This is a genomic window from Streptomyces sp. AK010 (assembly GCF_014207295.1).
GTDB lineage: Bacteria > Actinomycetota > Actinomycetes > Streptomycetales > Streptomycetaceae > Streptomyces > Streptomyces massasporeus.
This window is the reverse complement of the sequence record NZ_JACHCX010000003.1, coordinates 333,588-359,080: the sequence shown is the minus strand read 5'-3', so window position 1 is coordinate 359,080 and position 25,493 is coordinate 333,588. Positions and strand designations below refer to the sequence as shown.

The 25,493-nt window shown below is 73.1% G+C and carries 23 protein-coding genes; 7 read left to right on the top strand and 16 right to left on the bottom strand.

Annotation, left to right across the window (positions count from 1 at the left end; genetic code table 11):
• Positions 1-28: 28 nt before the first annotated feature.
• On the bottom strand, positions 29-1,018 hold the full coding sequence (locus HDC93_RS07860) for an NAD(P)H-quinone oxidoreductase (RefSeq protein ID WP_185008515.1): 990 nt from the start codon (positions 1,016-1,018) through the stop codon (positions 29-31).
• A 169-nt stretch (positions 1,019-1,187) separates the two neighbouring features.
• Here HDC93_RS07860 and HDC93_RS07855 point away from each other — a divergent pair, with 169 nt between their 5' ends.
• Positions 1,188-2,207 (top strand): ATP-binding cassette domain-containing protein, encoded by a 1,020-nt coding sequence (locus HDC93_RS07855; RefSeq protein ID WP_185008513.1) that lies wholly within the window; start codon positions 1,188-1,190, stop codon positions 2,205-2,207.
• A complete protein-coding gene (locus tag HDC93_RS07850; protein WP_185008511.1) occupies positions 2,204-3,052 on the top strand; it encodes an ABC transporter permease in 849 nt (282 codons plus the stop codon). The genes HDC93_RS07855 and HDC93_RS07850 overlap by 4 nt, the downstream gene beginning before the upstream one ends.
• Positions 3,053-3,127: 75 nt before the next feature.
• Here HDC93_RS07850 and HDC93_RS07845 read toward each other — a convergent pair whose 3' ends face one another.
• The 6 genes from HDC93_RS07845 to pdhA all read right to left on the bottom strand — a co-directional run bounded on the left by HDC93_RS07845 (position 3,128) and on the right by pdhA (position 10,325).
• Positions 3,128-4,237, bottom strand: coding sequence for a TrkA family potassium uptake protein (locus HDC93_RS07845; protein WP_185008509.1), 1,110 nt, complete (start codon positions 4,235-4,237; stop codon positions 3,128-3,130).
• Entirely contained in the window at positions 4,234-5,628 is a 1,395-nt protein-coding gene (locus tag HDC93_RS07840) for a molybdopterin molybdotransferase MoeA (RefSeq protein ID WP_185008507.1), read from the bottom strand. Before HDC93_RS07840 ends, HDC93_RS07845 begins: the two co-directional genes overlap by 4 nt.
• Positions 5,625-6,629, bottom strand: a complete 1,005-nt coding sequence (locus tag HDC93_RS07835) for an NTP transferase domain-containing protein (RefSeq protein WP_185008505.1) — start codon at positions 6,627-6,629, stop codon at positions 5,625-5,627. The genes HDC93_RS07840 and HDC93_RS07835 overlap by 4 nt, the downstream gene beginning before the upstream one ends.
• An 86-nt stretch (positions 6,630-6,715) precedes the next feature.
• Positions 6,716-8,179 (bottom strand): dihydrolipoamide acetyltransferase family protein, encoded by a 1,464-nt coding sequence (locus tag HDC93_RS07830; protein WP_185008503.1) that lies wholly within the window; start codon positions 8,177-8,179, stop codon positions 6,716-6,718.
• The gene (locus tag HDC93_RS07825; protein ID WP_185008501.1) at positions 8,179-9,183 is read right to left on the bottom strand and encodes an alpha-ketoacid dehydrogenase subunit beta; all 1,005 of its coding nucleotides are present in this window, start codon (positions 9,181-9,183) and stop codon (positions 8,179-8,181) included. Before HDC93_RS07825 ends, HDC93_RS07830 begins: the two co-directional genes overlap by 1 nt.
• Positions 9,180-10,325, bottom strand: a complete 1,146-nt coding sequence (pdhA, locus tag HDC93_RS07820) for a pyruvate dehydrogenase (acetyl-transferring) E1 component subunit alpha (protein WP_185008499.1) — start codon at positions 10,323-10,325, stop codon at positions 9,180-9,182. The genes HDC93_RS07825 and pdhA overlap by 4 nt, the downstream gene beginning before the upstream one ends.
• Before the next feature lie 190 nt (positions 10,326-10,515).
• Between pdhA and HDC93_RS07815 the strand changes: the two genes are divergently transcribed.
• Positions 10,516-11,001 (top strand): Lrp/AsnC family transcriptional regulator, encoded by a 486-nt coding sequence (locus HDC93_RS07815; RefSeq protein WP_097217995.1) that lies wholly within the window; start codon positions 10,516-10,518, stop codon positions 10,999-11,001.
• A 16-nt stretch (positions 11,002-11,017) separates the two neighbouring features.
• Here the strand turns inward: HDC93_RS07815 and HDC93_RS07810 are convergent, their stop codons facing one another.
• Together HDC93_RS07810 and HDC93_RS07805 are read right to left on the bottom strand one after the other, a co-directional pair.
• Positions 11,018-11,608, bottom strand: coding sequence for a TetR/AcrR family transcriptional regulator (locus HDC93_RS07810; RefSeq protein ID WP_031108543.1), 591 nt, complete (start codon positions 11,606-11,608; stop codon positions 11,018-11,020).
• Positions 11,605-13,122: a 3-hydroxyacyl-CoA dehydrogenase gene (locus tag HDC93_RS07805; RefSeq protein ID WP_185008497.1), complete on the bottom strand. Its 1,518-nt coding sequence runs from the start codon at positions 13,120-13,122 to the stop codon at positions 11,605-11,607. The genes HDC93_RS07810 and HDC93_RS07805 overlap by 4 nt, the downstream gene beginning before the upstream one ends.
• Before the next feature lie 160 nt (positions 13,123-13,282).
• Between HDC93_RS07805 and paaN the strand changes: the two genes are divergently transcribed.
• A complete protein-coding gene (gene paaN, locus HDC93_RS07800) occupies positions 13,283-14,974 on the top strand; it encodes a phenylacetic acid degradation protein PaaN (RefSeq protein ID WP_185008495.1) in 1,692 nt (563 codons plus the stop codon).
• 30 nt (positions 14,975-15,004) lie between these two features.
• Here the strand turns inward: paaN and HDC93_RS07795 are convergent, their stop codons facing one another.
• Genes HDC93_RS07795 through HDC93_RS07785 form a run of 3 tightly spaced genes read right to left on the bottom strand, consistent with a single transcriptional unit; the run spans position 15,005 to position 18,038 of the window.
• A complete protein-coding gene (locus HDC93_RS07795; RefSeq protein ID WP_185008493.1) occupies positions 15,005-15,748 on the bottom strand; it encodes an RNA methyltransferase in 744 nt (247 codons plus the stop codon).
• A complete protein-coding gene (locus HDC93_RS07790; protein WP_185008491.1) occupies positions 15,745-16,959 on the bottom strand; it encodes an HTTM domain-containing protein in 1,215 nt (404 codons plus the stop codon). The genes HDC93_RS07795 and HDC93_RS07790 overlap by 4 nt, the downstream gene beginning before the upstream one ends.
• Positions 16,956-18,038 carry a DUF5819 family protein gene (locus HDC93_RS07785; RefSeq protein ID WP_185008888.1) on the bottom strand — a complete coding sequence of 361 codons (1,083 nt, stop codon included), beginning with the start codon at positions 18,036-18,038 and terminating at the stop codon, positions 16,956-16,958. Before HDC93_RS07785 ends, HDC93_RS07790 begins: the two co-directional genes overlap by 4 nt.
• A gap of 379 nt (positions 18,039-18,417) precedes the next feature.
• Between HDC93_RS07785 and HDC93_RS07780 the strand changes: the two genes are divergently transcribed.
• Positions 18,418-19,551, top strand: a complete 1,134-nt coding sequence (locus HDC93_RS07780) for an acyl-CoA dehydrogenase family protein (RefSeq protein WP_185008489.1) — start codon at positions 18,418-18,420, stop codon at positions 19,549-19,551.
• A gap of 31 nt (positions 19,552-19,582) precedes the next feature.
• Here HDC93_RS07780 and HDC93_RS07775 read toward each other — a convergent pair whose 3' ends face one another.
• From HDC93_RS07775 to HDC93_RS07760, 4 genes are all read right to left on the bottom strand, one after another.
• Entirely contained in the window at positions 19,583-19,912 is a 330-nt protein-coding gene (locus HDC93_RS07775; protein ID WP_184853970.1) for a rhodanese-like domain-containing protein, read from the bottom strand.
• A gap of 77 nt (positions 19,913-19,989) precedes the next feature.
• Positions 19,990-20,883, bottom strand: coding sequence for a hypothetical protein (locus HDC93_RS07770; protein ID WP_311774507.1), 894 nt, complete (start codon positions 20,881-20,883; stop codon positions 19,990-19,992).
• Between the two features lie 147 nt (positions 20,884-21,030).
• Positions 21,031-22,470, bottom strand: coding sequence for a DUF2252 domain-containing protein (locus HDC93_RS07765; RefSeq protein WP_185008487.1), 1,440 nt, complete (start codon positions 22,468-22,470; stop codon positions 21,031-21,033).
• Positions 22,471-22,605: 135 nt separating this feature from the next.
• Positions 22,606-23,289, bottom strand: a complete 684-nt coding sequence (locus HDC93_RS07760; protein ID WP_185008485.1) for a ScbR family autoregulator-binding transcription factor — start codon at positions 23,287-23,289, stop codon at positions 22,606-22,608.
• A gap of 268 nt (positions 23,290-23,557) precedes the next feature.
• Between HDC93_RS07760 and HDC93_RS07755 the strand changes: the two genes are divergently transcribed.
• Positions 23,558-24,565: a ScbA/BarX family gamma-butyrolactone biosynthesis protein gene (locus HDC93_RS07755; protein WP_311774506.1), complete on the top strand. Its 1,008-nt coding sequence runs from the start codon at positions 23,558-23,560 to the stop codon at positions 24,563-24,565.
• Positions 24,562-25,488 (top strand): NAD-dependent epimerase/dehydratase family protein, encoded by a 927-nt coding sequence (locus HDC93_RS07750; RefSeq protein ID WP_185008481.1) that lies wholly within the window; start codon positions 24,562-24,564, stop codon positions 25,486-25,488. Before HDC93_RS07755 ends, HDC93_RS07750 begins: the two co-directional genes overlap by 4 nt.
• The last annotated feature ends 5 nt before the right edge of the window (positions 25,489-25,493 follow it).

The window sequence follows — 25,493 nt, the reverse complement described above, 5'->3', positions numbered from 1 at the left end:
ACGGGGTGCGGCCGGCCCGGCGAGGGGGTCAGGCGGTGTTCGGGGCGATCAGGAGGACCTTGCCGACGTGGCCGCTCTCCTCCACCACGCGGTGCGCGGTGGCGGCGTCCGGCATCGGGAGTTCACGGTCGACGACCGGGCGCAGGTGGCCGCCGGTGAACAGCGGCCAGACGTGTTCGCGGACGGCGGCGACGATGGCCGCCTTCTCCTCCAGGGGGCGGGCACGCAGGGACGTCGCGCTGATGGCGGCGCGCTTGGCCAGCAGGGCGCCGATGTTCAGCTCGCCCTTCACACCGCCCTGCATGCCGATGATCGCGAGCCGGCCGTTGACGGCCAGGGCCTTGACGTTGCGCTCCAGGTACTTGGCGCCCATGTTGTCGAGGATGACATCGGCCCCGGCGCCGTCCGTCGCCTTCCTGACCTCCTCGACGAAGTCCTGCTCGCGGTAGTTGACCAGGATGTCGGCGCCCAGCTCGGCGCACCGCTGGAGCTTCTCCTTGGTACCGGCCGTCACGGCCACCCGCGCACCGACCGCCTTGGCGAGCTGGATGGCCATGGTGCCGATGCCGCTGGAGCCGCCGTGCACAAGGAGCGTCTCGCCGGGCCGCAGGTGGGCGACCATGAAGACGTTCGACCAGACGGTGCAGGCCACCTCGGGCAGCGCCGCGGCCTGCGTCAGGCCGACCCCGTCGGGCACGGGCAGCAGCTGCCCGGCCGGCACGGCCACCTTCTCGGCGTAACCGCCGCCGGAGAGCAGCGCGCACACCTCGTCGCCGACGTTCCAGCCCGAGACGCCGGTGCCGATCGCGGCGATCCGTCCGGAGCACTCCAGACCGGGGTAGGGGGACGCGCCGGGCGGGGGTTCGTAGAAGCCCTGCCGCTGCAGGATGTCGGCCCGGTTGACGGCACCGGCCGCCACCTCGACCAGGACCTCGCCCTCGCCGGGCACGGGGTCCGGGACCTCGTCCCAGACCAGCGCCTCGGGCCCACCAGGTTCGGGAATCGTGATCGCATGCATGCAAGGGACCGTACCCCTCGGTCCCCGGACGGAGTCCCCTCCGTCCCCGGGCCCCCACCCCTACGCCATCGGTCCGGTCCCGGCGAAAACCCGTGTGCGTCACCGATGAGTTTGCGCGACCGTAAAGGTCTCCCCATGCGTAGCCCAAGCACGCGGAAGGACCCGAAGCATGAGCACGCAGATGTCCGGCCTGGCGATCGAGACCGCGGGCCTGGTGAAAACGTTCGGCGAGACGAGGGCCGTCGACGGCGTCGACCTGTCCGTGCCCGCGGGCACGGTCTACGGCGTCCTCGGCCCGAACGGCGCCGGCAAGACCACCACCGTGAAGATGCTCGCCACACTCCTGCGGCCGGACGGCGGCGAAGCGCATGTCTTCGGCCACGACATCGTCCGCGAGGCGGACGAGGTGCGCGGCCGGGTGAGCCTCACCGGCCAGTACGCCTCGGTCGACGAGGACCTCACCGGCACCGAGAACCTGGTCCTGCTGGGCCGCCTGCTCGGCCATCACAAGAAGGCCGCCCGTGAGCGCGCCACCCAGCTCCTGGAGGCCTTCGGCCTCTCGGAGGCCGCCACGAAGCAGGTCAAGCACTACTCGGGCGGCATGCGGCGCCGTATCGACATCGCCGCGTCCATCCTCAACACTCCCGACCTGCTGTTCCTCGACGAGCCGACCACCGGCCTGGATCCGCGCAGCCGCAACCAGGTCTGGGAGATCGTGCGGGCCGTGGTCGCCCAGGGCACCACGGTGCTGCTGACCACGCAGTATCTGGACGAGGCCGATCAGCTGGCGTCCCGGATCGCCGTCATCGACCGCGGCAGAGTGATCGCCGAGGGCACCAAGGGCGAGCTGAAGTCGTCCGTCGGGGCCGGGTCCGTGCATCTGCGGCTGCGTGATCCCGACCAGCGCGACCTCGCGGCCGAGCTGCTGCACCGCGTCCTGGACGCGAAGGTGCAGCCGGAGCCCGACCCGGTGGCCCTCACCGCCCGCCTCGGTACGGCGGCGAGCGACGACTCCGCGGCCGAGCAGGCCTCCCGCGCCCTGGGCGAGCTGGCCCGCGCCGGGATCACCGTGGACAACTTCTCGCTGGGCCAGCCCAGCCTGGACGAAGTGTTCCTCGCCCTCACCGGACACGACACGCACGACTCCTGCGACCGCTCCGACGACCCGAAGGACGAGGTGGCGGCATGAGCACCGCGACGACCACCGAGAGCGAGGACCTCGCCCCGGTCAGCGCCGAGTCGCTCGCCGCCCTGCTCGTCACCAAGGAGCGGCCGCCGCGGCCCAGCGCGTGGTCGGCCTCGATGACCTTCGGCTGGCGGGCCATCCTCAAGATCAAGCACGTGCCGGAGCAGCTCTTCGACGTCACGGCGTTCCCGATCATGATGGTGCTGATGTACACGTACCTGTTCGGCGGGGCGCTGGCCGGCTCGCCGGAGGAGTACATCCAGTTCCTGCTGCCGGGCATCCTCGTGATGTCGGTCGTGATGATCACGATGTACACGGGTGTCTCCGTGAACACCGACATCGAGAAGGGCGTCTTCGACCGGTTCCGCAGCCTGCCGATCTGGCGGCCGTCGACGATGGTCGGCTATCTGCTCGGTGACGCCCTGCGGTACACCATCGCCTCGACCGTGATGCTCACCGTCGGCATCATCCTCGGCTACCGGCCGGACGGCGGGGTCGCCGGTGTGCTCGCCGGGATCGCCCTGCTGGTGGCCTTCTCGTTCGCCTTCTCGTGGATCTGGACGATGTTCGGGCTGATGCTGCGCACCGAGAAGTCGGTGATGGGCGTCAGCATGATGGTGATCTTCCCGCTCACGTTCCTGTCCAACGTGTTCGTGGACCCGACGACCATGCCGGGCTGGCTGCAGGCGTTCGTGAACAACAGCCCCATCACCCATCTGGCGTCCGCGGTGCGCGGCCTGATGGGCGGGGACTGGCCGGCCGACGAGGTCGCCTGGTCACTGGGCTGGGCGGCACTGTTCGTGCTGGTCTTCGGGCCCGTCACGATGCGGCTCTACAACCGGAAGTAGCCCTCGATCGCCGCACCTCCGGCCGGCCGTCGCGCACCGTACGGGTGCGGAGCGGCCGGCCGTTCGCTGCGCTGGTCAGTTGTTGCGGGGCATCGGGGGCATCGGGCGGATGTCCGGCGCGACCTGGGTGGCCGGGGTCTTCCGCACAATCGTGATGAGCCGGTCCGTCAGCTCCAGCCTCCCGACGGACGGGTCGTCGTAGCCGAGGACCCGGTGGCCGCGTATGACGCTGACGACCAGGTCGGCGACCTCCCGAGGCGTCTTGCCCACCTCGGCCTTGACGACCGGCCGTTCGACGATGTCGAGGCCGCTGCCCTGCTGGATGAGGTCCTCCATGACCATGCCGGCGGAGGGGCTGAGCACGGACAGGCCGAGCAGCCGGCCGGCGGCGCTGGCGCTGGTGACGACCGCGTCGGCGCCCGACTGCTTGAGCAGCGGGGCGTTCTCCTCCTCGCGCACGGTGGCCACGATCTTCGCCCCGCGGTTGAGCTGGCGGGCCGTCAGCGCCACCAGGACCGCGGTGTCGTCGCGCTGGGTCGCGATGATGATCTGGCGCGCCTTGTGCACCTCGGCCTGCTTCAGCACCTCGCTGCGGGTCGCGTCCCCGACGATGCCCGCGTAGCCCTCGGCGGTCGCGGCGTCGACCACCTTGGAACTGGGGTCGACCACGACGACCTGCTCCTTCTTCAGACCCGTCGCGCAGACGGTCCGGATCGCCGACCTGCCCTTCGTGCCAAAGCCGATGACGACGGTGTGATCGCGCAACGTGGACCTCCAGCGGGTCAGCCGCCACTCCTCCCGGGTGCGTTCGGTGAGGGCTTCGAGGGTGGTACCGACCAGGATGATCAGGAACAGCACGCGCAGAGGCGTGACGACGAGGATGTTAGTGAGCCGGGCGCTTTCGCTGGCCGGGGTGATGTCACCGTAGCCGGTGGTCGAGAGCGTGACGGTCGCGTAGTAGAACGCGTCGAGGAGGCTGAGGCCGCCGCCCGCGTTGTCGTTGTAGCCGTCGCGGTCGGCGTAGACGATCAGCGCGGTCAGCACGAGGACGAACAGCGCCATGGAGAGCCGCTTGGCGACCTGGCGGATCGGGTGCTCCACCACTTTTCTCGGGAGTTTCACCCGATAGGTCACCAGATGCTCGTCGGCCTGGCGGGCGATCGCGTCCTGGCCCGGAAGTTTCACGTGAAACACACCCCGATTCCTGCGGACGCCCAGGGCAGGTCGAGCAGTTCCGCCTCCTGCCCGGGACCTGCGCCGCCCGGCGGCACGACGGCCAGCGCGTCGGCCGCCGCGATGCCGCGCAGCATGGCGGGGCCGTTGTAGCGCAGCGGCACGGCCTCGTCGCCGCGCAGGACGACGGGGACGAGCCGGGTGTCGTGCGGGTGCCCGTGCACGGCGTCCCGGAGCGGCATCGTGTACGGCTCCGGGGCCGGGCGGGCCGCGAGGGTCCGAAGCAGCGGCTCGGCGAGCGTCAGCAGCCCGGAGACGGCGGCGAGCGGGTTGCCCGGCAGGCCGACGAGGTGCTGGGCCGGCCTGGTGCGGGCCAGCAGCATGGGGTGGCCCGGGCGCACCTTCACGCCGTCCACGAGGAGCTCTGCGCCGATCCCGCGCAGGGTGGGGTGGACGTGGTCGAGGGGACCCGCCGCGGTGCCGCCGGTGGTGAGGATGACGTCGGCGTCGGAGGCGGTGACGGCCTGGTACAGGGCGTCGGCGTCGTCGCGGATGCGCCGGACGGCGGTGACCTCGGCGCCGAGCGCACGCAGCCAGGGCGGCAGCATCGGGCCGAGCGCGTCCCGGATCAGGCCGTCGTGCGGCAGGCCCTGGGTGAGCAACTCGTCTCCGAGGACCAGGACTTCGGCGCGGGCGCGGGGGACCGCGGTGACGGCGTCGTAGCCGGCCGCCGCCGCGAGCCCGAGGACGGCCGGGGTGACGAGGGTGCCGACCGCGAGCAGTTGGTCGCCGGTGCGGCATTCCTGGCCGCGCGGGCGGATGTCCTGGCCGGGGACGACGTCCCGGGTCGCGTACAGGCGGCCCTTGTCGTCGGTGCGGCCGTGCTCGCTGCGCAGGACCGCGGTGGTGTCCGGGGGGATGCGGGCGCCGGTGGCGATCCGGACGGCCTCGCCGTCGGTGAGGGACGGGGGCGCGGCGTGCCCGGCGAGGACGCCCTCGTCCCGCACGTGCCAGGGGGCGGGGCCGCAGACCGCCCAGCCGTCCATCGCCGAGGTGTCGAAGGAGGGGAGGTCGGTGAGGGCGTCGAGCGGGGCGGCGAGGGTCAGGCCGAGGGCGGTGTCGAGGGGCGCCGAGACGGGCTCGCGACGGGCCGCCCGGACGGCGTCGCGGCCGGCGCGTTCGGCGAGGGCCCGGGCCTCGGGCCAGGGGGTGGCGCGGTGGCGGATGCCGGGCCGGGCGGAGGGGTCCGGCCGGTGGGTGTGGGCGCTGCCGGTCTCACCTCCCTCACTGCGTGCCGCGGGGTCGGGCAGGTGATCGCCGTTGCTGTTCCTCACGAGGGCGAGCACCTCCTCGACGTCGAGGTCCTCGGCGTCCTCGCCGGCACGGGCGCCGGGCGGGGTCATCCGGCGTCCGGGCGGGTGTCGGGGGTGGCGTCGGGGGCGACGCCGCCCGGAGACGGCTGCGGTCCAGTGCCTGACGGCTGCGGCCCGTCGCCCGACGACTCGCCCTCGGAGGTGCTCTCCTGCGCCCAGCGGGCGGCGAGGGCCACGGCCTTGCGGGCGGCCTCCGCGACCGTCTCGGGACCGCCGCCGGCCTGCGCGGCCGCGTAGCCGACGAGGAAGGTGGTCAGCGGCGCCGCGGGCCGGGCCACACCGTGGGCGGCGTCGCGGGCGAGGTCGAGCAGGCCGTGGGTGTCGACATCGAGGTCGATCCCCAGTTCGTCCTTGACGGCGGAAATCCATTCATCCAACACGTGCCCATGCTCCCTGATACGTGCCCTGGCGGTGGCGATGTCGTCCCAGGTGTCGCAGTCGAAGGACGCGACGGGGTCGGAGATGCGGGTGAGGTCCAGCTCGGCGGTGAGACGCCGCAGGGGGAGACCGGTGAGAGCGCCGTGCCGTCCGGCGAGGAGCGCGAGCTCCTCACGCAACCGCGGCGCACGGTAGGCGGCCACGAGCGGCTGGTCACGGCCGCCGGGGTCGGTCAGCAGCACACCGTCGCGGCCGCTCGCCCGCAGCGCGCCCAGCAGGCGGCCCACGGTCGGCTCCTGAAGGAACGGCAGGTCGGCGGAGAGCACCACGACGTGCTCGGCCCTGGTGTGGCGGAGCCCGGCGTCGAGAGCGGCGAGCGGTCCGCCGCCGGGCGGGTCCTCGCGGGCCCAGGTCACGGGCCGTGCGGTCGGCCGGGGCGCGGCGACGACGACGGTGGTGCGAGCGCCGGCGCAGGCCGCGAGCACCCGGTCGAGCAGGGGCCGTCCGCCCACCCGCACGCCGGGTTTGTCCGTGCCGCCCAGGCGCCGGGAGGCGCCGCCTGCGAGTACGACGGCGTCGTACCGGGCGGGGCCGGACCCGTGCGCGGGGCCAGTGGCGGCGCCGGGTTCACCGGGGGACTCGTAGGCGGTCACCCCCCGAGTATGCGTGCCCCCGCGATCACACGGAACGCGGGGGAAGCGACGCGATCACGGACACCGGCCCGGACGAGGAACGGGAATCACAGCTTCCGCAGCAGCACCGCCGGTTGTTCCACGCAGTCCGCCACGTACCGCAGGAAGCCGCCCGCCACGCCCCCGTCGCACACCCGGTGGTCGAAGGTGAGCGAGAGCTGCACGACGTGCCGCACCGCCAGCTCGCCCTCGTGCACCCACGGCTTGGGGACGATGCGTCCGACGCCGAGCATGGCGGCCTCGGGGTGGTTGATGATCGGGGTGGAGCCGTCGACACCGAAGACGCCGTAGTTGTTCAACGTGAAGGTGCCGCCGGAGAGTTCGCCCGGTGTCAGCGTCCCCGTGCGGCCCGCCTCGGTCAGCCGCGCGAACTCGGCGGTCAGCGACTCGGCGTCCCGCGCGTGCGCGTCCCGGACGACCGGGACGACGAGGCCCCGGTCGGTCTGCGCCGCGAAGCCCAGGTGCACGTGGTCGAACCGGACGATCTCCCTGGCCTCCGTGTCCACCGTGGCGTTGAGCTCGGGGAAGCGGGTGAGGGCCGAGGTGCAGATCCGGGCCAGCAGGGCCAGGAGGGAGATCTTCGGACCGCCGGCCGCGTTCATGGCCGCGCGCGCCCGCATCAGCTCCGTGGCATCGGCGTCCACCCAGCAGGTGGCGTCCGGGATCTCGCGGCGACTGCGCGCCAGCTTGTCGGCGACGGCGCCCCGGATGCCCTTGAGCGGGGTGCGGATCTCACCGGGGGCCGCCGGCGCCGAGGACCGGGACGCGAGGTCCGGGCCCGGTGCCTGCGGCACACGCGGGGGCGGCTCGGCCGCCGGTGCCGCCGTGGCGCCCTGGACCGAAGCACGCAGGGCGTACTCGACGTCGGCCCGCAGGATCAGCCCGTCGGGGCCGGACCCGGTCAGCTCCCGCAGGTCCAGGCCGTTCTGCCGCGCCAGGCGGCGCACCAGGGGCGAGATCACGGGGACGGGCCCGTCGTCCGTCCCGAGGCCGGTGGCCTGTCGTTTCACCCGCGCCGAGGGCTCGCCCGCCTGCGTGGCCACCGCGGCCGCGGGGCCTGCGGCGGCCTGCGCCTGCACCGGCGCCGCGGCGACACCGGCCTGCCCGGCTGTCGCGGGCCCGCCGGACACCGGCCGCTCCTGCCGTACCCGGCGGCGCCGCGCGGGCGCCTCGGAGGTGCCGTATCCGACCAGGACGTTGCCCGACCCCTCGGAGGCGGTGTCACCGGAGCCGGAGGGGGAAGCGGGCCGCTCCCCCACCGCCACCGTGATCAGCGGCGCCCCGACGGGCAGTTCCGTGCCCTCCTCGCCGAAGCGGGCCGTGACGACACCGCCGTAGGGGCACGGCACCTCGACCATCGCCTTGGCCGTCTCGACCTCGACGACCGGCTGGTCGATGGTGACGAGGTCTCCGACCTCGACAAGCCACCGTACGATCTCCGCCTCGGTGAGCCCCTCCCCGAGGTCGGGCAGCTTGAACTCCAGGCTGTGCATACCAGAAGCGTGTGCCATCAGCTCTCGGCCTCCCACTGCAGGCGCCCCACGGCGTCCAGGATCCGGTCCACACCGGGCAGGTGGTGGCGCTCCAGCATCGGCGGCGGGTACGGGACGTCGAACCCGGCCACGCGCAGCACCGGCGCCTCCAGGTGGTGGAAGCAGCGCTCCGTGACCCGGGCCGCGATCTCCCCGCCCGGGCCCCCGAAGGAACCCGACTCGTGGACGACGACCGCGCGTCCCGTCCGCCGCACCGAGGCGCACACCGTCTCGTCGTCGAACGGCACCAGGGAGCGCAGGTCGACGACTTCGAGGTCCCAGCCCTCGGCCCGGGCCGCCTCGGCCGCCTCCATGCAGACGGGTACGGACGGCCCGTACGTGATGAGCGTGGCGCTCCGGCCCGGGCGCCGCACCACCGCGCGGCCTATCGGTTCAACGGGCGTCGGCTCCTCGGGGTTCCAGGAGTCCTTCGACCAGTACAGCCGCTTCGGCTCCAGGACGACGACCGGGTCGTCGGAGGCGATGGCGGCGCGCATCAGCCCGTAGGCGTCGGCGACCGTGGCGGGCGTGACCACATGGAGCCCCGGAGTCGCCATGTAGTACGCCTCGGAGGAGTCGCTGTGGTGCTCGACGCCGCCGATGCCGCCGCCGTAGGGGACGCGGATGGTGATCGGCAGGGGCATCCTGCCGCGGGTGCGGTTGCGCGTGCGGGCCACGTGCGAGATGAGCTGCTCGAACGCCGGGTAGGCGAACGCGTCGAACTGCATCTCCACGACCGGGCGCAGGCCGTACATCGCCATGCCGACGGCGGTGCCGAGGATGCCGGCCTCGGCGAGCGGGGTGTCCGTGCAGCGGTCCTCGCCGAACTCCTTGGCGAGGCCGTCGGTGACGCGGAAGACACCGCCGAGGGTGCCGACGTCCTCGCCCATGACGTGCACGGCGGGGTCGGCGGCCATGGCGTCGCGCAGCGCGCGCGTGAGGGCCTGCGCCATGGTGGCCGGCTTGACGGCGACGGTGGTCATCGGTGCGTGCCCCCCTCGGTGTCGGCCTCGGCCTCCAGCTCGGCCCGCAGCTGGTCCTGCTGCTCGCGCAGGTGCGGGGTGGGCTCGGCGTAGACGTGGGTGAACAGGTCCATCGGGTCCAGGACCGGGTCCTGGTTCATCTGCTCGCGCAGGGCCGCCGCCATGGTCTCGGCGTCCTGGCGGGCGGCCTCGATGCCGGACTCGTCGAGCAGGCCGCGCGTGGTCAGCTCGCGCTCCAGCAGCCGGATCGGGTCGTGCTCCCGCCAGGTCTCGACCTCGGCGTCGCCGCGGTAGCGGGTCGCGTCGTCGGCGTTGGTGTGGGCGTCGACGCGGTAGGTGATCGCCTCGACGAGGGTGGGGCCGCCGCCCGCGCGGGCGTGGCGTACGGCGTCGGAGAGCACCTCGTGCACGGCGGCCGCGTCGTTGCCGTCGACCAGGCGGCCCGGCATGCCGTAGCCGACGGCCTTGTGGGCCAGCGACGGGGCCGCGGTCTGCTTGGCCAGCGGGACGGAGATCGCGAAGCCGTTGTTCTGCACGAAGAAGACGACCGGGGCCTGCCAGACGGCGGCGAAGTTCAGCGCCTCGTGGAAGTCGCCCTCGCTGGTGCCGCCGTCGCCGGCCATGGCCAGCGCGACCACGTCGTCGCCCTTGAGCCGAGCGGCGTGCGCGAGACCGACGGCGTGCGGCAGCTGCGTGGCGAGCGGGGTGCACAGGGGGGCGACCCGGTGCTCGTAGGGGTCGTAGCCGGTGTGCCAGTCGCCGCGCAGCAGGGTGAGCGCCTCGACGGGATCCACGCCGCGGGCCACCACGGCGAGGGTGTCGCGGTAACTCGGGAAGAGCCAGTCCTGCTCCTTCAGCACGAGCGCGGCGGCGACCTCGCAGGCCTCCTGGCCGGTGGTGGAGGGGTAGACCGCGAGACGGCCCTGTTTGGTGAGGGCGGTGGCCTGCGCGTTGTAGCGGCGGCCCTTCACCAGCTGCGCGTACAGCGTCCTCAGCAGCTCGGGGTCGGCCTTCGCGGCCGCCTCGGTGCCGAGGACGCGGTACGGCTCGGCGTCGGGCAGCAGCGGCGCGGGATCCGTCCGGGGCTGCCAGGCGGGCGGCGGGGTCGGCTTGTACGCGCCCCGCTGCTCCATGACCGTCATGACGGCACCTCCTCGTGGGAGCGGCTCGAAGAGGCGCGTCGGCTGTGACCCGCCTCACCTACCGATTGTTCGGTCGACGGCGCAATTTGGCTATGGGTGGCCTCGGGCTGTGGACAAACGGTTCTCCACAGCCTGTGATGGACGCAGTACGTCCATGGCGGAGAGGCGGGGGCGGGTGGCATCTGAACAAATGGCCGAGAGCCAGGACGACAGCGGTGTGCTTCCGCCGCCGCGGCCCCTGGACGCCATCGATCAGGACATCCTGCGCATGCTGCAGGCGGACGGCCGCGCCTCGATACGGTCCGTCGCCGACCGGGTCCACGTCTCGCGCGCCAACGCCTACGCCCGCATCAACCGGCTCGTCGAGGACGGCGTCATCCGCGGCTTCGGCGCCCGCGTCAACCACGAACGGGCAGGTCAGGGCACGTCCGCGTACATCACGCTGAAGATCGTGCAGAACTCCTGGCGCACGGTCCGCAAGGAGCTCAGACAGCTGCCCGGCGCCTCCCACATCGCCCTGGTGGGCGGCGATTTCGACGTGCTGCTGCTGGTGCACGTGTCCGACAACCGGGCGCTGCGGGAGCTGGTGCTGACCCGGCTCCAGGCGATCCCGCAGGTGCTCAGCACGCGCACACTGCTGGTGTTCGAGGAGGAGGACCTGGAGCCGCAGGGCTAGCGGGTCAGGGCTCGGGTCAGGCGGCTTTGCGCAGGCCCCCGAAGGCCAGCTGCACCACCGCGTCGGCCACCTCGCGCTCGTTCATGCCGCGGCCGTCCGGCCGGTACCACTCGACGATCGAGTTGATCATGCCGAAGACCAGTCGGGTCACCAGCCGCACCTCTATGTCGGCGCGCACGTCCCCGTCCGCGGCGGCCGCCTTGAGCAGGTCGGCGACGCGGTGGTCGAAGTCGCGGCGCCGGTCCAGGGCCCACCGCTCGGTGTCGGTGTTGCCGCGCACGCGCAGCAGCAGCGTCACGTAGGGCAGTTCGGCGATGAGCACCTCGACCATGCGCCGGACCACGTACTCCAGGCGGTCCGAGGCGCGCCCCACGCGCGCGTGCTCCTCGTCGAGGATCCCGAAGAGGCCGTCCAGGGCCCGGCTCACGGCCCGGCGCAGCAGCTCCTCCTTGCCGGCGACGTGGTGGTAGATGGACGACTTGGAGATGCCGGCCGCCTTGGAGAGGTGCTCCATGGAGGTGCCGTCGTAGCCACGCTCGTTGAACACCTGGACGGCGACGGACAGCAGCGTGTCCGGGGTGTAGGTGTCGCGCTTGGCGGTGGTCATGAGGTGCCCTCCCGCGAGTCGGAGGCGTGGGCGTGGCGGTACAGGGCCAGGGAGGGCGCGTAGCGGCCGGAGGGATCGCGCCGGTGCAGGTCGTCCAGGAGCACGTAGGCCCAGGTGCGGCCGAGGCGGCGGCTCCACTCGAAGGGGCCCAGGGGGTAGTTGACGCCGAGGCGCATCGCGGTGTCGATGTCCTCCTCGGTGGCCACGCCCTTGGCGACCGCGTCGTGCGCCAGGTCGATGATGCGCGCGACCGTGCGGGCGACGATCATGCCGGGGACGTCGCCGATGACGCTGACCCGCTTGCCGAGCGCCTGGAAGAGGCCGATGGCCTCGGCGAGGACCTGCGGGGAGGTGTCCTGGGAGGCGGACAGGGCGATCCGGCCGGCCGTGCGGTAGTCCAGGGCGAGGTCGAAGTAGACGAAGTCCCGGTACTCCACGGCGGTCTGCCCGTCGGCGAGGACGAGCCGGCCGCCGCTCGGGAGGAGCAGACACGCCCCCTGGTCGTCGTCGCTGTCGTCACGGACCGGGATGCCCGCCTCGCGGATCAGCTCGAGCAGGTCGGACGCCGGGCCCAGGTCGCCCTCGGCGACGACGTACGCGGGCGGCTGCCGCTTCTCGGCGGTGTCCGGCTCGGGGCGCTCGGCGCCCTCCCCGTGGTCGTACCAGCCGTGGCCCGTCTTGCGGCCCAGCCGGCCGGACTCGACCAGGCGCCGCTGGGCGAGGGACGGCGTGAAGCGCACGTCCTGGAAGAAGGACTGCCAGACCGACTGCGTGACGGACTCGTTGACGTCCTGGCCGATCAGGTCGGTCAGCTCGAAGGCGCCCATCCGGAAGCCGCCCGACTCGCGCAGCACGGCGTCGATGGTGGCCGGGTCGGCGACCTGCGCCTCATGGGCCGCGAAGGCCTCGGCGTAGAAGGGCCGGGCGATGCGGTTGACGATGAAGCCGGGGGTGTCCGCGCAGGCGACGGGTGTCTTGCCCCAGGCGCGGGCGGTCTCGTACGCGCGCGTGGCCGACGAGACGTCCGTGGCGAACCCGGAGACGACCTCGACCAGCGGCAGCAGCGGCGCGGGGTTGAAGAAGTGCAGGCCGACGAACCGGCCGGGGTTGCGCAGGGCACCGCCGATGGCGGTGACGGACAGCGACGAGGTGTTGGTGGCGAGCAGGCAGTCGTCGGCGACGATGCCCTCCAGCGCGCGGAACAGGTCCTGTTTGACGTCCAGCCGCTCCAGGACGGCCTCGACGACGAGCGCGCAGTCGCCGAGCTCGGGGAGGTCCTCGGCGGGCAGCAACCGGGCGCGGGCGGCGTCCCGGTCGGCGTCGCTGAGCCGCTCCTTCTCGACGAGCCGGTCCAGGCGGGCACCGATCGCGTCTGCCGCCTCCCGGGCCCGCCCGGGGAGGGTGTCGTACAGCCGTACGGGATGGCCCGCGACCAGCGCGACCTGGGCGATTCCCTGGCCCATGGTGCCGGTGCCGACGACGGCCACGGGGCTGCTGAGGTCGAGTGCTGTCATGTGCGCGATCCTCCCGCACGGGGTTTTCCACAGATGCGGCGGACCCCCTTGAACCGACCGATCGTTCGGTTACTCTAGCTCTGTCCGAGTGTTCCTGCCCAGGTTTCTGCCCAGGTCATGAACTCGACGAAGAGTTCTTGAGACGAGGAGATGGTCACCCATGACCGCCGCACTCTCGGCGCACGAGCTGATCGCCCGGCACCGGTCCACCCTCGACCAGGCGCTGGAAGCGATCCGCACGCGCGCCTACTGGTCCCCGCACCCCGAGCACCCCAAGGCCTACGGGGAGAACGGCAGCCTGGACGCGGCGGCGGGCCAGGCCGCCTTCGACGCCCTGCTCGGCTCCCGCCTCGACCTCGGCCAGCCGGGCACGGACGACTGGGTGGGCGGCGAGACGTCCCCGTACGGCATCGGCCTGGGCGTGACGTACCCGCACGCGGACCTGGACGTGCTGCTGCCCGCCATGAAGGCCGGTCAGCGGGCCTGGCGGGACGCGGGCGCCGAGCAGCGCGCCGTGGTCTGCCTGGAGATCCTCAAGCGCATCAGCGACCGGACGCACGAGTTCGCGCACGCGGTCATGCACACCTCCGGCCAGGCGTTCATGATGGCGTTCCAGGCGGGCGGGCCGCACGCGCAGGACCGCGGCCTGGAGGCGGTGGCCTACGCCTACGTCGAGCAGGTGCGCACGCCCGACAACGCCGAGTGGACCAAGCCCCAGGGCAAGCGCGACCCGCTGGCCATGAACAAGCAGTTCACGCCGGTCCCGCGCGGCATCGCCCTGATGATCGGCTGCAACACCTTCCCCACGTGGAACGGCTACCCGGGTCTGTTCGCCTCCCTCGCCACCGGCAACGCGGTCCTCGTCAAGCCCCACCCGCGCGCGGTACTGCCGCTCGCCCTCACCGTGCAGGTCGCGCGCGAGGTGCTCGCGGAGACCGGCTTCGACCCGAACCTGGTCGCCCTGGCCGCCGAACGCCCCGGCGAGGGCATCGCCAAGACCCTCGCGCTGCGCCCCGAGATCCGGATCATCGACTACACGGGCTCGACCGAGTTCGGCGACTGGCTGGAGGCCAACGCCCGCCAGGCGCAGGTCTACACGGAGAAGGCCGGCGTCAACACCGTCGTCGTCCACTCCACGTCCGACTACAAGGGCATGCTCGCCAACCTGGCGTTCTCGCTGTCCCTGTACAGCGGCCAGATGTGCACGACCCCGCAGAACCTGCTCGTCCCCCGCGAGGGCATCTCCACGGACCAGGGACCCAAGTCCTACGACGAGGTCGTCGCGGACCTCGCCAAGTCCGTCGACGGGCTGCTCGGCGACGACGCCCGGGCCAACGCGCTGCTCGGCGCGATCGTCAACCCGGACGTGAAGGCCCGGCTGGAGGCCGCGGCGGGCCTGGGCGAGGTCGCCCTGGCCTCCCGCGAGATCACCAACCCGGACTTCCCCGGAGCGGTCGTCCGTACGCCGGTGATCGTGAAGCTGGACGGCGCCAAGCCGGACGACGAGGCCGCCTACATGAGCGAGTGCTTCGGGCCGGTGTCCTTCGCCGTCGCGGTCGACTCGGCCGCGGACGCGGCGGAGCTGCTGCGGCGGACCGTCCGCGAGAAGGGCGCGATGACCGTCGGGGCGTACACGACCGACCCGGAGGTCGAGCAGGCCGTGCAGGAGGTCTGCCTGGAGGAGGCGGCGCAGCTGTCGCTGAACCTCACGGGTGGGGTGTACGTGAACCAGACGGCCGCGTTCTCCGACTTCCACGGGTCCGGTGGCAATCCGGCGGCCAGTGCGGCACTGTGCGACGGGGCGTTCGTGGCCAACCGGTTCCGGGTGGTCGAGGTGCGGCGCGACGCGTAGTTCTAGGAGGCTGAAGGGGCGCTCCCTAGGCTAGAGGGGCGCTCCGGAACTCCAGTGGTAGAGCGTCATCGCCGCACTCGTCGCCAGGTTGTAGCTGCTGACCTGGGGGCGCATCGGCAGGGACAGCAGGTGGTCGGCCCGGGCGCGCAGTTCGCCCGACAGCCCGGTGCGCTCGGAGCCGAAGGCGAGGACGGCGTCGTCCGGGAGTTTGACACCCCGGATGTCGTCGCCCTCCGGGTCCAGGGCGAACAGCGGGCCCGGCGGCAGTTCCTCGACGGCCAGCCGCTCCACCGTCGTCGCGTAGTGCAGTCCGGCCCCGCCCCGCACGACCGTCGGGTGCCAGGGGTCCATCGTCCCGGTCGTCACCACACCGGTCGCCCCGAAACCGGCGGCCAGGCGGATCACCGCCCCCGCGTTGCCCAGGTTGCGCGGGTTGTCGAGGACCACGACCGGGGCCGTGCGGGGCGTGCGCGCCAGCTTCTCCAGGTTGGAGGCGCGGGCCGGCCGTACGGCCAGGGCGGCCACGGCGGTGGGGTGCGGGCGCGGCACGAACGACGCGTACGTCGCCTGCGGCACCTCCGTCAGCAGCCCGGCCAGCGCGTCCCGTACGTCCGGGGCCAGCTCGTCGGCGAGGGCGAGGGCGGCCGCCCGGTCGGCGGTGACCGCCACCGGCACCTCGGCGCCGAAGCGCAGCGCGTGCTTGAGCGCGTGGAACCCGTCGAGCAGGACGGTGTCGCCGGCGAGCCGGTGCCAGACGGTCACGGGGTCGGTCATGCCCCGAAGCCTACGTGCGTGGCCTCGGAGCTCCCCCGGGTGCGCTGCCCGGGCAGGGGCGTACGCCCCCCGCCCCCGCGCCGGAGCCGGTCACGCGCGCGTGCCGCCAGGTCGCCCAGACGGCGCAGGAAGCCCGTCGGCAGGAACACCGCGTCCGCCGCGATCATCGCCAGCGAGAAGAACGGCAGTCCCAGGACCACGGCGATCACGGCGTGCTCGGTGATCATCACCGCCAGCAGGACGTTCTTCACCCGCCGGTTGAACAGGGTGAACGGGAAGGCAACCTGCACCAGGACCGTCCCGTAGGTCACCAGCATCACCATCGTGCCGCTGGCGGACAGCAGATCGGCGAGGGCCGGCCAGGGCGAGAAGTACTCCAGGTGGAGCGGGTAGTAGACCGCGGTGCCGTCCTGCCAGCGCGATCCCTGGATCTTGTACCAGCCGGCGGTCGCGTAGATCAGACACGCCTCGGCCATGATCACGAGCAGGGCGCCGTTGTGCACGACGTTGGCGATCACGTCCAGCATGATCCGCGGCTCACCGCTCCCGGCCCGGCGCCCGACCAGCCACCACAGGGCCTGCACGACCCACACCGTCCACAGCAGTGCCGGTATCAGCCAGTCGCCCTGCATCCGGCCGACCAGGGTGACCGCGACCAGCGCGAACCCGAGCACTCCCCACAGGGCCGGGCCGGCCCGGTCCGTGACCCGCTCGCCCCGCGCGCGTGCCGCCCTGTGCCGCACGGCCCGCCGGGCGTCCAGCGACCACACCTGGGCGCACCGTGTGAACACCAGGTAGATCGACATCAGGTGCAGCACGTTGTCGCCGCCGTCGCCCATGAAGACACTGCGGTTCTGCAGCGACAGCACGCCGACCATGAACAGCACCGACATGGTGCGGGTGCGCCAGCCCAGCATCAGCAGCGCGGCGGAGAGGACCGCCGACGCGTGGACGATCTCGAACCAGACCCGGCCGTCCGACCACATCAGAACGGTGAACGAGCCGTTGGACCCGACCAGTTGCTGCGCGAGATCCCAGCTCCAGGGGCCGTCGGGACCGTAGAGCTCGTGGCGGTGGGGGAGCTCGCGAAGCAGGAACAGCAGCCAGGTGGCACTGAAGCCGATGCGGATGACGGCCGTCTGGTAGGGGCCGAGCGCCGCCTCGGTGACGCGGGCGATACCGCCGGAGACGGCCAGCGAGAAGCGGTTCACCGCATGCCTCCCCGGGCCTCGTCCTGCGGGACCCTCCACCACGGCAGCTCCCGGTACGACGGTGTCGTGGAGACCTTCTCCCGGCTCCACTCGGGCGGCGGCACGTTGCTGGTCCGGGAGCGCACCTGCACCCGCTCGATCACCCCGGAACTCCCGGTCGCGGCCCGCACCGCGTCGTCGCGGTCGAGGCGCAGCACCGTGATCCGGCGCAGATACGACTCCGAGAGCGCGCCGCGCAGGCCCACCGGGCGGTTCTCGCTGTCGTGCGTGGCGACGAAGAAGTCCCAGGCGCGGCGCAGCTCGTTCTGCTGGGTGTGGCTGGGCAAAAGGTTGCCGTCGATGGCCCGGCCGTCCTCGGCGGACAGGTCGTACCAGCCGGTGGTCAGCGTCATGCCGTCCGGCCCGCGGACTCCGGCACGGACCTGTATCGAGATGTTCTGCTGGAGCGGGTTCGGCGCGAACAGCTTCCAGTTCTGCTCGAACTCCGGATAGATCCAGTCGTCCACGGCCGTGCCGTGCTCCCGGGTGACCGTGTTCGCCGGCGCGACGTGCAGGAACGTCATCCCGATGTGCACGCACACGCCGATGGCGATGACCGCGAGCGCCAGGACGACCCCGACCTGATAGCGGGGGGAGAGCGCGGCGATGCCGGTACGGGGTTCACCGGGCGGGTACGGCTCGGGCGCTACGAGCGCCGCGACCGGCTCGGGCAGTGCGAGGGACGCGACCGGCTCGGGCAGTGCGAGGGACGCGACCGGCTCGGGCTCAGGCCCGGGCGGTACGTCCGGCCCGGGCCGCCCGGGGGACACGTCGGACGCGACCGGCTCGGGCTGTTCGAGCGACGCGACCGACTCGGGCAGTGCGAGGGACGCGACCGGCTCGGGCTCAGGCCCGGGCGGTACGTCCGGCCCGGGCCGCCCGGGGGACACGTCGGACGCGACCGGCTCGGGCTCAGGCCCTGGCGGCACGTCCGGCTCGGCCGAGTCCGCCGGGGCGGCGCCCCGCTGCGCGGGCGGGGCCGGGCGGCGAGGCGCGTCCGGGCCGTGCCGGGCGTTCGAGCCCTCGTCGTACGCGTTCATTCCGCCCCGTTCCACGATCCCGGTCCGTCGTTCCGTCCGCCCGGCCGTGAGGGCGTCGTACCGCCCGCGCGGCCTGCGCGGCGTCGGCACGGGCACGGTACTCAGGACACCCACCCCGGCACAGCCCCTGTCCGCAGGTCCCGCCGTGGCCGTCGCCACACCACGGAAGCCGACCGTACGGCGAGTGCGACCGTCCGAGAGCCGCGGTCCCCCTGGTCCACAGGGGGACCCCCGCAGGTTATCCACAGGGCGCCCCGGCCGGTCGTCCGCAGGAGTGACACCCTACGGCGCCCGCCCGTACACCCATTCCCTTCTTCTAGAACCTGTTCTATCTTGACGCCCCGTCAGCTCAACGGGATCCGCCGGAAGGACAGGCACCGTGGACTTCACCTTCAGCGAGGAGCAGCAGGCGGCGGCCGAGGCGGCGAAGGGCGTGTTCGCCGGCGTCGCACCCGACGCCGTGCCCAGCCCGGCCATGACCCCGGGCGCCGTCGCCGAGACCTGCGACCGCGCCCTGTGGGCCAGGCTCGCCGACGCGGACCTGCTGAGCCTGCTGCTCGACGCCCGGTACGGCGGTGCCGGTCTGGACGCCGTCGCGCTCTGCCTGGTGCTGCGGGAGTCGGCGAAGGTCCTGGCCAGGGTGCCCCTGCTGGAGAGCTGCGCGGCGGCGGCGGCCGTCCAGGCCCACGGCGGTGAAGAGGCCAAGGCGGACCTGCTCGCCCGGGCCGGCCGGGGCGAGATCGTCCTGACCGTCGCCGGGCACGGCCGCACCGGCCACGACCCGGCCGAACAGGCCGTGACCGCCCGGCAGGACGGCGTCACGTGGGTGCTGGACGGGGTGCAGACGGCCGTGCCCTGGGCCTACGACGCCGACGTCATCCTCGTCCCCGCACACACCGAAACCGGCCGGACCGTGCTGGCACTGGTGCCGCGCGGGCACGAGGGCGCCGTCCTCGCGGAGCAGTTCTCCACCAGCGGCGAGCGCCTCGGGGAGCTGCGGCTGGAGTCGGCACGGCTGCCCGCCCGGGACGTCATCGACACCGACGGGGCGTGGGAGTGGCTGCGGGACCTGCTGGCCACCGGGACGTGTGCGCTGGCGCTCGGACTCGGGGAGCGCGTGCTGCGGATGACCGGGGAGTACACGGCCGGGCGGGAGCAGTTCGGGTTCCCGATCGCGACCTTCCAGGCCGTCGCCGTGCAGGCCGCCGACCGCTACATCGACCTGCGCGCGATGGAGGCCACGCTGTGGCAGGCCGCGTGGCGGATCGCCTCCGGGGCACCGGGCCCGCTGCCCGCCGCCGGGGACGTGGCCGTGGCCAAGATTTGGGCGGCGGAGGGCGTACGCCGGGTCGCGCAGACCGCGCAGCACCTGCACGGCGGGTTCGGCGCCGACGTCGACTACCCCCTGCACCGCTACCACGCCTGGGCCAAGCACCTGGAACTGTCACTCGGCCCGGCCGCGGCCCACGAAGAGGCCCTGGGCGACCTGCTGGCGGCCCACCCACTGGCCTGACCGGGCATGAAGCGCCGGTTCTGGGGCCCGGCTAGAGGACGAACCCCTGCTGCCCGTCGTCCGTCACCACGGGACGGCCCACCGCCTCCCACACCTGCATGCCGCCGTCGACGTTCACGGCGTCGATGCCCTGCTGGGCCAGGTACATCGTGACCTGGGCGGACCGGCCGCCGGAACGGCAGATCACATGGACCCGGCCGTCCTGCGGGGCGGCCTCGGTCAGCTCGCCGTACCGGGCGACGAACTCGCTGATGGGGATGTGCAGCGCCCCTTCGGCGTGACCGGCCTTCCACTCGTCGTCCTCCCGGACGTCCAGCAGGAAGTCACCGTCCTTGAGGTCCGCGACCGCGACCGTGGGCACACCAGCTCCAAAACTCATGCGTCCGACGCTACCCGAACCGGCCGGAGCACAGGCCGGAGCACCGGCCGGGAGGCGGCTCAGCCCTGGCCCCCACCGTGGCCCTGGCTCTGGCCTCCACCGTGGCCCTGGCCCTGGCCCCCGCCGTCGCTCTCGCCCTGGCCCACGCCGAGCAGCGCGGCCAGCTCCGTCTCCCGTTCCGAGACCTGGGCGAGCAGACCCTGCCCGATCTCGTCGAGGAGCCGGTCCGGGTCGTCCGGGGCGAGCTGGAGCATGTGGCCGATGGCGCTGTCCTCCAGTTCCCGGGCGAGCAGGCCGAGCATCTCCTTGCGCTGGGCGAGCCATTCCAGGCGGGCGTAGAGCTCCTCGGCGCGGCTCGGGCCCCGCTTCAGCTCGGGCCCCTTCGCCCACTCCGCGGCGAGCTCACGCAGCTCCGCCTCGTCGCCCCGGGCGTAGGCGGCGTTGACGCGCGTGATGAACTCCTCGCGCCGCCGGCGCTCCTTCTCCTCCTGCGCCAGGTCCGGGTGGGCCTTGCGGGCGAGGTCGCGGTAGAGCTTGCGGGCCTCCTCGCTGGGGCGGACCCGCTGCGGGGGCCGCACCGGCTGGTCCGTGAGCATCGCGGAGGCCTCCGGGAACAGGCCGTCGCCGTCCATCCAGCCGTGCAGCAGTTCCTCCACGCCCGGGATGGGGGCGAGCCGGGCCCGGGCCTCGTCCGCCCGCTGCCGGTCCGCGGGGTCGCCGCTGCGGGCGGCTCTGGCTTCCAGGATGCGGGCGTCCAGCTCCTCGAGCCGGGCGTAGACCGGTCCGAGCTTCTGTTCGTGCAGCCGGGAGAAGTTCTCGACCTCGACGCGGAAGGTTTCCACCGCGATCTCGTACTCGATCAACGCCTGCTCGGCGGCCCGCACGGCCCGCTCCAGCCGCGCCTCGGGCCGCGCGGCGTCGTCGCCGCCCTGCTCAGCTTCCGGGGTCGTCACCCGACCAGCCTAGGGGACGAACCGACGGCGCCCGCGCCCCGGAGGACATGACAGGACCGGGGAGCTCCCGACCGGCCAGGGCGGCACGGGTGGGGCCGCCGGGCAGCACGGGTGGGCCCGGGCGGCGCAGGCAGGCCGTGGCTGCCCCTACACCCCCATCTCCGCCGCGACCTTCCCCGCCCGCACCCCCGCCAGCAGCTCCGCGTGATCCGCCTCGGTCCGGTCCGCGTAGGCCACGGCGAAGTCCGCCATCGCCTCGTCCAGCTCCTCGTTCTTCCCGCAGTACCCGGCGATGAGCCGCGGATCGGCGCTGTGGGCGTGCGCGCGGGCCAGGAGCGCGCCGGTCATGCGGCCGTAGTCGTCCATCTGGTCGGCGGCCAGGGCGGCCGGGTCGACGCTGCCCTTGCGGTTGCGGAACTGGCGGACCTGAAAGGGGAGCCCGTCGACCGTCGTCCAGCCCAGCAGGTTGTCGCTGACGACCTGCATCCGCTTCTGGCCCAGCACGACCCGGCGGCCCTCGTGACCGGCCTCCGGCGCCTCGAAACCGGCCGTCACCAGATGCGGCACCAGGGCGGACGCCCGCGCCTCCTTCACCTGGAGCACCAGCGGCTCGCCCCGGTGGTCCAGGAGCAGCACGACGTAGGAGCGGGTGCCGACACTGCCCGTGCCGACGACGCGGAAGGCCACATCCTGCACCGCGTGCCGGGCGAGGAGCGGCAGGCGGTCCTCCTGGAGGGTGCCGACGTACTCCTCCAGGGAGGAGGCCACCGCGGCGGCCTCCGCGTCCGGGACGCGCCGCAGGACCGGCGGGGCGTCGACGAACCGGCGTCCGCCGTCCTCGGTGACCTCGGTCGCCTTGGCCGCGAAGCGGCCGCTGGTGTTGTGGCGGGCCTTCTCGGAGACGCGCTCCAGCGTGCCGAGCAGATCATGGGCGTCCGCGTGGGAGACGAGCTCCTCGTCCGCGATGGCGTTCCACGCGTCCAGCACCGGGAGCTTGGCCAGGAGCCGCATGGTCCTGCGGTACGCGCCCGCCGCGTCGTACGCCGCCTTGCGGCACTGGTCCTCGTCGGCGCCGGCCACCCGGCCCGCGAGCACCAGGGAGGCCGCGAGGCGCTTGAGGTCCCACTCCCAGGGGCCGAACACCGTTTCGTCGAAGTCGTTCAGGTCGATGACCAGGCCGCCGCGCGCGTCCCCGTACAGGCCGAAATTGGCCGCGTGGGCGTCGCCGCAGAGCTGGGCCCGGATCCTGGTCATGGGCGTGCGCGCCAGGTCGTGGGCCATGAGGCCCGCCGCGCCGCGCAGGAAGGCGAACGGGGTGGCGGCCATGCGGCCGACCCGGATGGGGGTCAGCTCGGGCAGCCGTCCGCGGCCCGACTCCTCGACGGCGCTCACCGCGTCGGGCCGGGACGCGTCCAGGTCGAGCGTGGCGTGCGCGCTGCGCGGGATCCGCTGGCGCAGGGCCTTGCCCTCGTCCTTGGGCGAGCCCTCGGCCGGCCACTCGGCGAAGCCACGCACCCGGGGCAGCCGGCGCGGCGCTCCGCCCCTAGCCGTGATCCCGCCCTCGTCTTGAGATCCAGCCCTGGTCATCCCGACCGCCTCCCCCGCACGCGCACGAACATCAACTCGTGCCGACCGTACAACCGGCGGCCGAAACGCGTCAGACCCTGTGGACAACTCCACAGCTGTGGACAATCCGCGCCGGGTCCCCAGGGCAGTGGCGGGCTACGCACCCGAGGGCACGGTGGCCTCCTCCGAAACCGCCGCCGTGTCCTCCTCCGTCCGGGCCTGCGCCATCAACCGCTCGGCCCGGTCTGCGGAGATGTCGAGCCGGGCCAGCACCGCCGGAACGGTGATGCTGGGCAGGAAATGCTCGAACAGCACGACGACCCGACGCTCCAGATCCTGCCGCTGGCAGCGCAGCTGGGACAGCAGCTGCACCCCGGAGAAGCTGCCGACCAGCAGCTCCGCCGCCTCGGCCACGTCGACGTGCTGCAACAGCTCGCCCCGCGCCTTCGCCTCGCCCAGCACCTGCGTGTTCTGGTCGATCCACATCCGGAAGGCCGGGGTGCGGTCGAGGTCCATGGCTCCCTGGTCGAGGGCGAGCCCCACGCTGGCCCGTACCAGCGGTTCGGACCGCAGTCGGCGGGCCATCACCAGACCGGAGTCGACGAGTTCCTGGAGCCTGGTGGGCTGTGGCGGGAGCGTGATCGCGAGCTGCTCTTCGAACACCCCCACCGCCAGCTCCTCCTTGGAGCCGAAGTGGAAGTACAGCGCGCCCTTGGTGACGCCTGCCCGGTCCAGGATCTCGCCGATGGTCGCCGAGGTGTAGCCGCGTTCGTCGAAGACGGCCGCCGCCGCCTCCAGGATGGTCCGCCGGGTGCGGATCGCGCGCTCCTGTCGCGCCATCGGGTGCCTCCTGATCTCCGTCGATCCCTGTGAAGTCGCTGTGTGGCGAGGGCACGAGGGCCAGTCCAAGCGGTTTGGCTCACCCTTTGAAAAAAACCGGCTCGTCCGTATCTTAGTCAGGCGTCGATCGCGGCCACGCAGCCGATCCTTGGGGGTTCTCATGCCGCAGACAGGGCCTTTAAGCGCACTCACGGACGATCAGACCGGACGCGGGGGCCGTCCGGCAAACGGAACCGCTACGACCGTCGAGAACCCGCCACAGCCCGCCGTGCCCCCCGAGGCGGCACCGCCACGTCCCACCACCGGGGAACCCACCCTGTCGACCACCGCCGCTGCCGGATCCGCCCCGTCCGACGAAGTCCCCAAGCGTCACTCCCACACCACCGTCACCAAGGAACTCGCCCATCGCACCACCGAGACGGACGTCTTCCCCGCCCGGTGGGTCCGAATCTCCGGTACCCGTTTCCGCTTCACCGCGCACTGGCCGGCCGCCCATCCCTTCTTCGGCCCCGTGGACGGCCGCCACCAGGACCCGATGGTCGTGGGCGAAACGTTGCGGCAGGCCTCCATGGTGCTGGCGCACGCCGAGTTCGGCGCCCCGGCCGACACGCACTTCGTCATGTGGGACCTGACGGTCCACGTCGACCCGTCCGCACTCCTGCTGGCGGAAGCCGACGAGCCGGTCGAGTTCGACGTCGTGTGCTCCGAGGTGCGCCGCCGCGGCCGCGGGCTGCACAGCATGCGCACCACCATGGAGTTCCGCCGCGCGGGGCGGCTCGTCGCCCGCGGCACCGGCAGCACCGGCTGCACCTCCCCGCGCGCCTACCGCCGCCTGCGGGCGGGCAGGTTGAACGCCACGGACACCCCGGCGCCACTGCTGCCCGGCATATCCCCGCAGACCGCCGGACGGACCCGCGCCGAGGACGTCGTCCTCGCACCCGCGGACCGCCCCGGCGTCTGGCACCTGCGCGTCGACACCGGCCACCCGGTGCTCTTCCCCCGGCCCAACGACCACGTCCCCGGCATGCTCCTGTTCGAGGCGGCCCGCCAGGCCGCGACCGCCGCATCCGGCCTGCACCCCTTCCTGCCGATCACGATGACGGCCGACTTCACCCGGTACGCCGAGCTGCACAGCCCCTGCCGGATCGAGACCGAGATCCTCGACGAGCGCCCCGGGGAGGTGACCGTACGGGTGTCGGGGCGGCAGGACGGTGAGCCGGTCTTCACCGCCGCCCTGACCGCCGCCCGGCCGGCGCGGGTACGGTCCCCGTCGTGACGGTCACGATGCTGATCACGGGCGGGAGCGGCTTCATCGGCAGCCGGGTCGCCGCCACGGCACAGCGTCAACCGGACGCCCGCGTACGCCTGTTGTCCCGGCACGCACCGCACGGCCCCGAGTACGTCCACGGCGACCTCTGCGCCCCGCCCTCCCTGCGCGGCGTCTGCGCCGACACCGACGTCCTGGTGCACTGCGCCGCGCGGATCGGCGGCGACGCCGAGACCGCCGAGGCGGTCAACGACCAGGGCACGCGTGCCCTGGTCGAGGAGGCCGTGCGCGCCGGAGTGCGCCGGATCGTGTACGTCAGCACGGCCGCCGTCCACGGCCGGGGCCCCTTCCGCGGCGCGGGCCCCGGGGAGGTGCCGATCGCGCCGGCGTCGCCCACCAGCCGCACCCGGGCCGCCGCCGAACGGTACGTCCTCGACGCGGGCGGCCTGGTGCTGCGCCCGCACCTCGTGTACGGCGAGGGCGACCGCTGGGTGATCCCCGGCCTGGTGCGGCTGATGAAGGAGCTGTCGGCCACCACCCTGACCGGCTGCGAGGCGCTCCAGTCGATGATCGACGTCGACACCCTGGGCCGTGCGGTGGTGGCCGCCGCGCTCTCCCCGGCGCCCGGCGGCGGCGTGCACCATGTCAACCACCCCGAGCCGGTGCCGGTCCCCGACCTGCTGGCGTCCGTGGGAGGGGAGTTGGAGGAGCCCGGCGGCGGGGCGCCCGTGGACGTCGCCACCGCCCTGGACCGGGCCGCCGGCTCTCCCCTCGCCCTCCATCACCTCGGCATGCTCACGGTCGACCACTGGTTCGTGGACGACGCGTTCTGGAAGGACTTCGACTGCTCGCCCGGCGAGGGGTTCGCGGCCGCGTTCCGCCGCGCGGCGCCCTGGTACCGCACGTTCCTCCAGGGCCGAAAGGTCTCCTGACCGCC

Coding starts and splice junctions, on each gene's coding strand:
- HDC93_RS07860 (WP_185008515.1), bottom strand. CDS start 1,018: ATGCATGCGATCACGATTCCCGAACCTGGTGGGCCCGAGGCGCTGGTC.
- HDC93_RS07855 (WP_185008513.1), top strand. CDS start 1,188: ATGAGCACGCAGATGTCCGGCCTGGCGATCGAGACCGCGGGCCTGGTG.
- HDC93_RS07850 (WP_185008511.1), top strand. CDS start 2,204: ATGAGCACCGCGACGACCACCGAGAGCGAGGACCTCGCCCCGGTCAGC.
- HDC93_RS07840 (WP_185008507.1), bottom strand. CDS start 5,628: ATGACCCCGCCCGGCGCCCGTGCCGGCGAGGACGCCGAGGACCTCGAC.
- HDC93_RS07830 (WP_185008503.1), bottom strand. CDS start 8,179: ATGGCACACGCTTCTGGTATGCACAGCCTGGAGTTCAAGCTGCCCGAC.
- HDC93_RS07825 (WP_185008501.1), bottom strand. CDS start 9,183: ATGACCACCGTCGCCGTCAAGCCGGCCACCATGGCGCAGGCCCTCACG.
- pdhA (WP_185008499.1), bottom strand. CDS start 10,325: ATGACGGTCATGGAGCAGCGGGGCGCGTACAAGCCGACCCCGCCGCCC.
- HDC93_RS07815 (WP_097217995.1), top strand. CDS start 10,516: ATGGCCGAGAGCCAGGACGACAGCGGTGTGCTTCCGCCGCCGCGGCCC.
- HDC93_RS07810 (WP_031108543.1), bottom strand. CDS start 11,608: ATGACCACCGCCAAGCGCGACACCTACACCCCGGACACGCTGCTGTCC.
- HDC93_RS07805 (WP_185008497.1), bottom strand. CDS start 13,122: ATGACAGCACTCGACCTCAGCAGCCCCGTGGCCGTCGTCGGCACCGGC.
- paaN (WP_185008495.1), top strand. CDS start 13,283: ATGACCGCCGCACTCTCGGCGCACGAGCTGATCGCCCGGCACCGGTCC.
- HDC93_RS07795 (WP_185008493.1), bottom strand. CDS start 15,748: ATGACCGACCCCGTGACCGTCTGGCACCGGCTCGCCGGCGACACCGTC.
- HDC93_RS07785 (WP_185008888.1), bottom strand. CDS start 18,038: ATGAACGCGTACGACGAGGGCTCGAACGCCCGGCACGGCCCGGACGCG.
- HDC93_RS07765 (WP_185008487.1), bottom strand. CDS start 22,470: ATGACCAGGGCTGGATCTCAAGACGAGGGCGGGATCACGGCTAGGGGC.
- HDC93_RS07760 (WP_185008485.1), bottom strand. CDS start 23,289: ATGGCGCGACAGGAGCGCGCGATCCGCACCCGGCGGACCATCCTGGAG.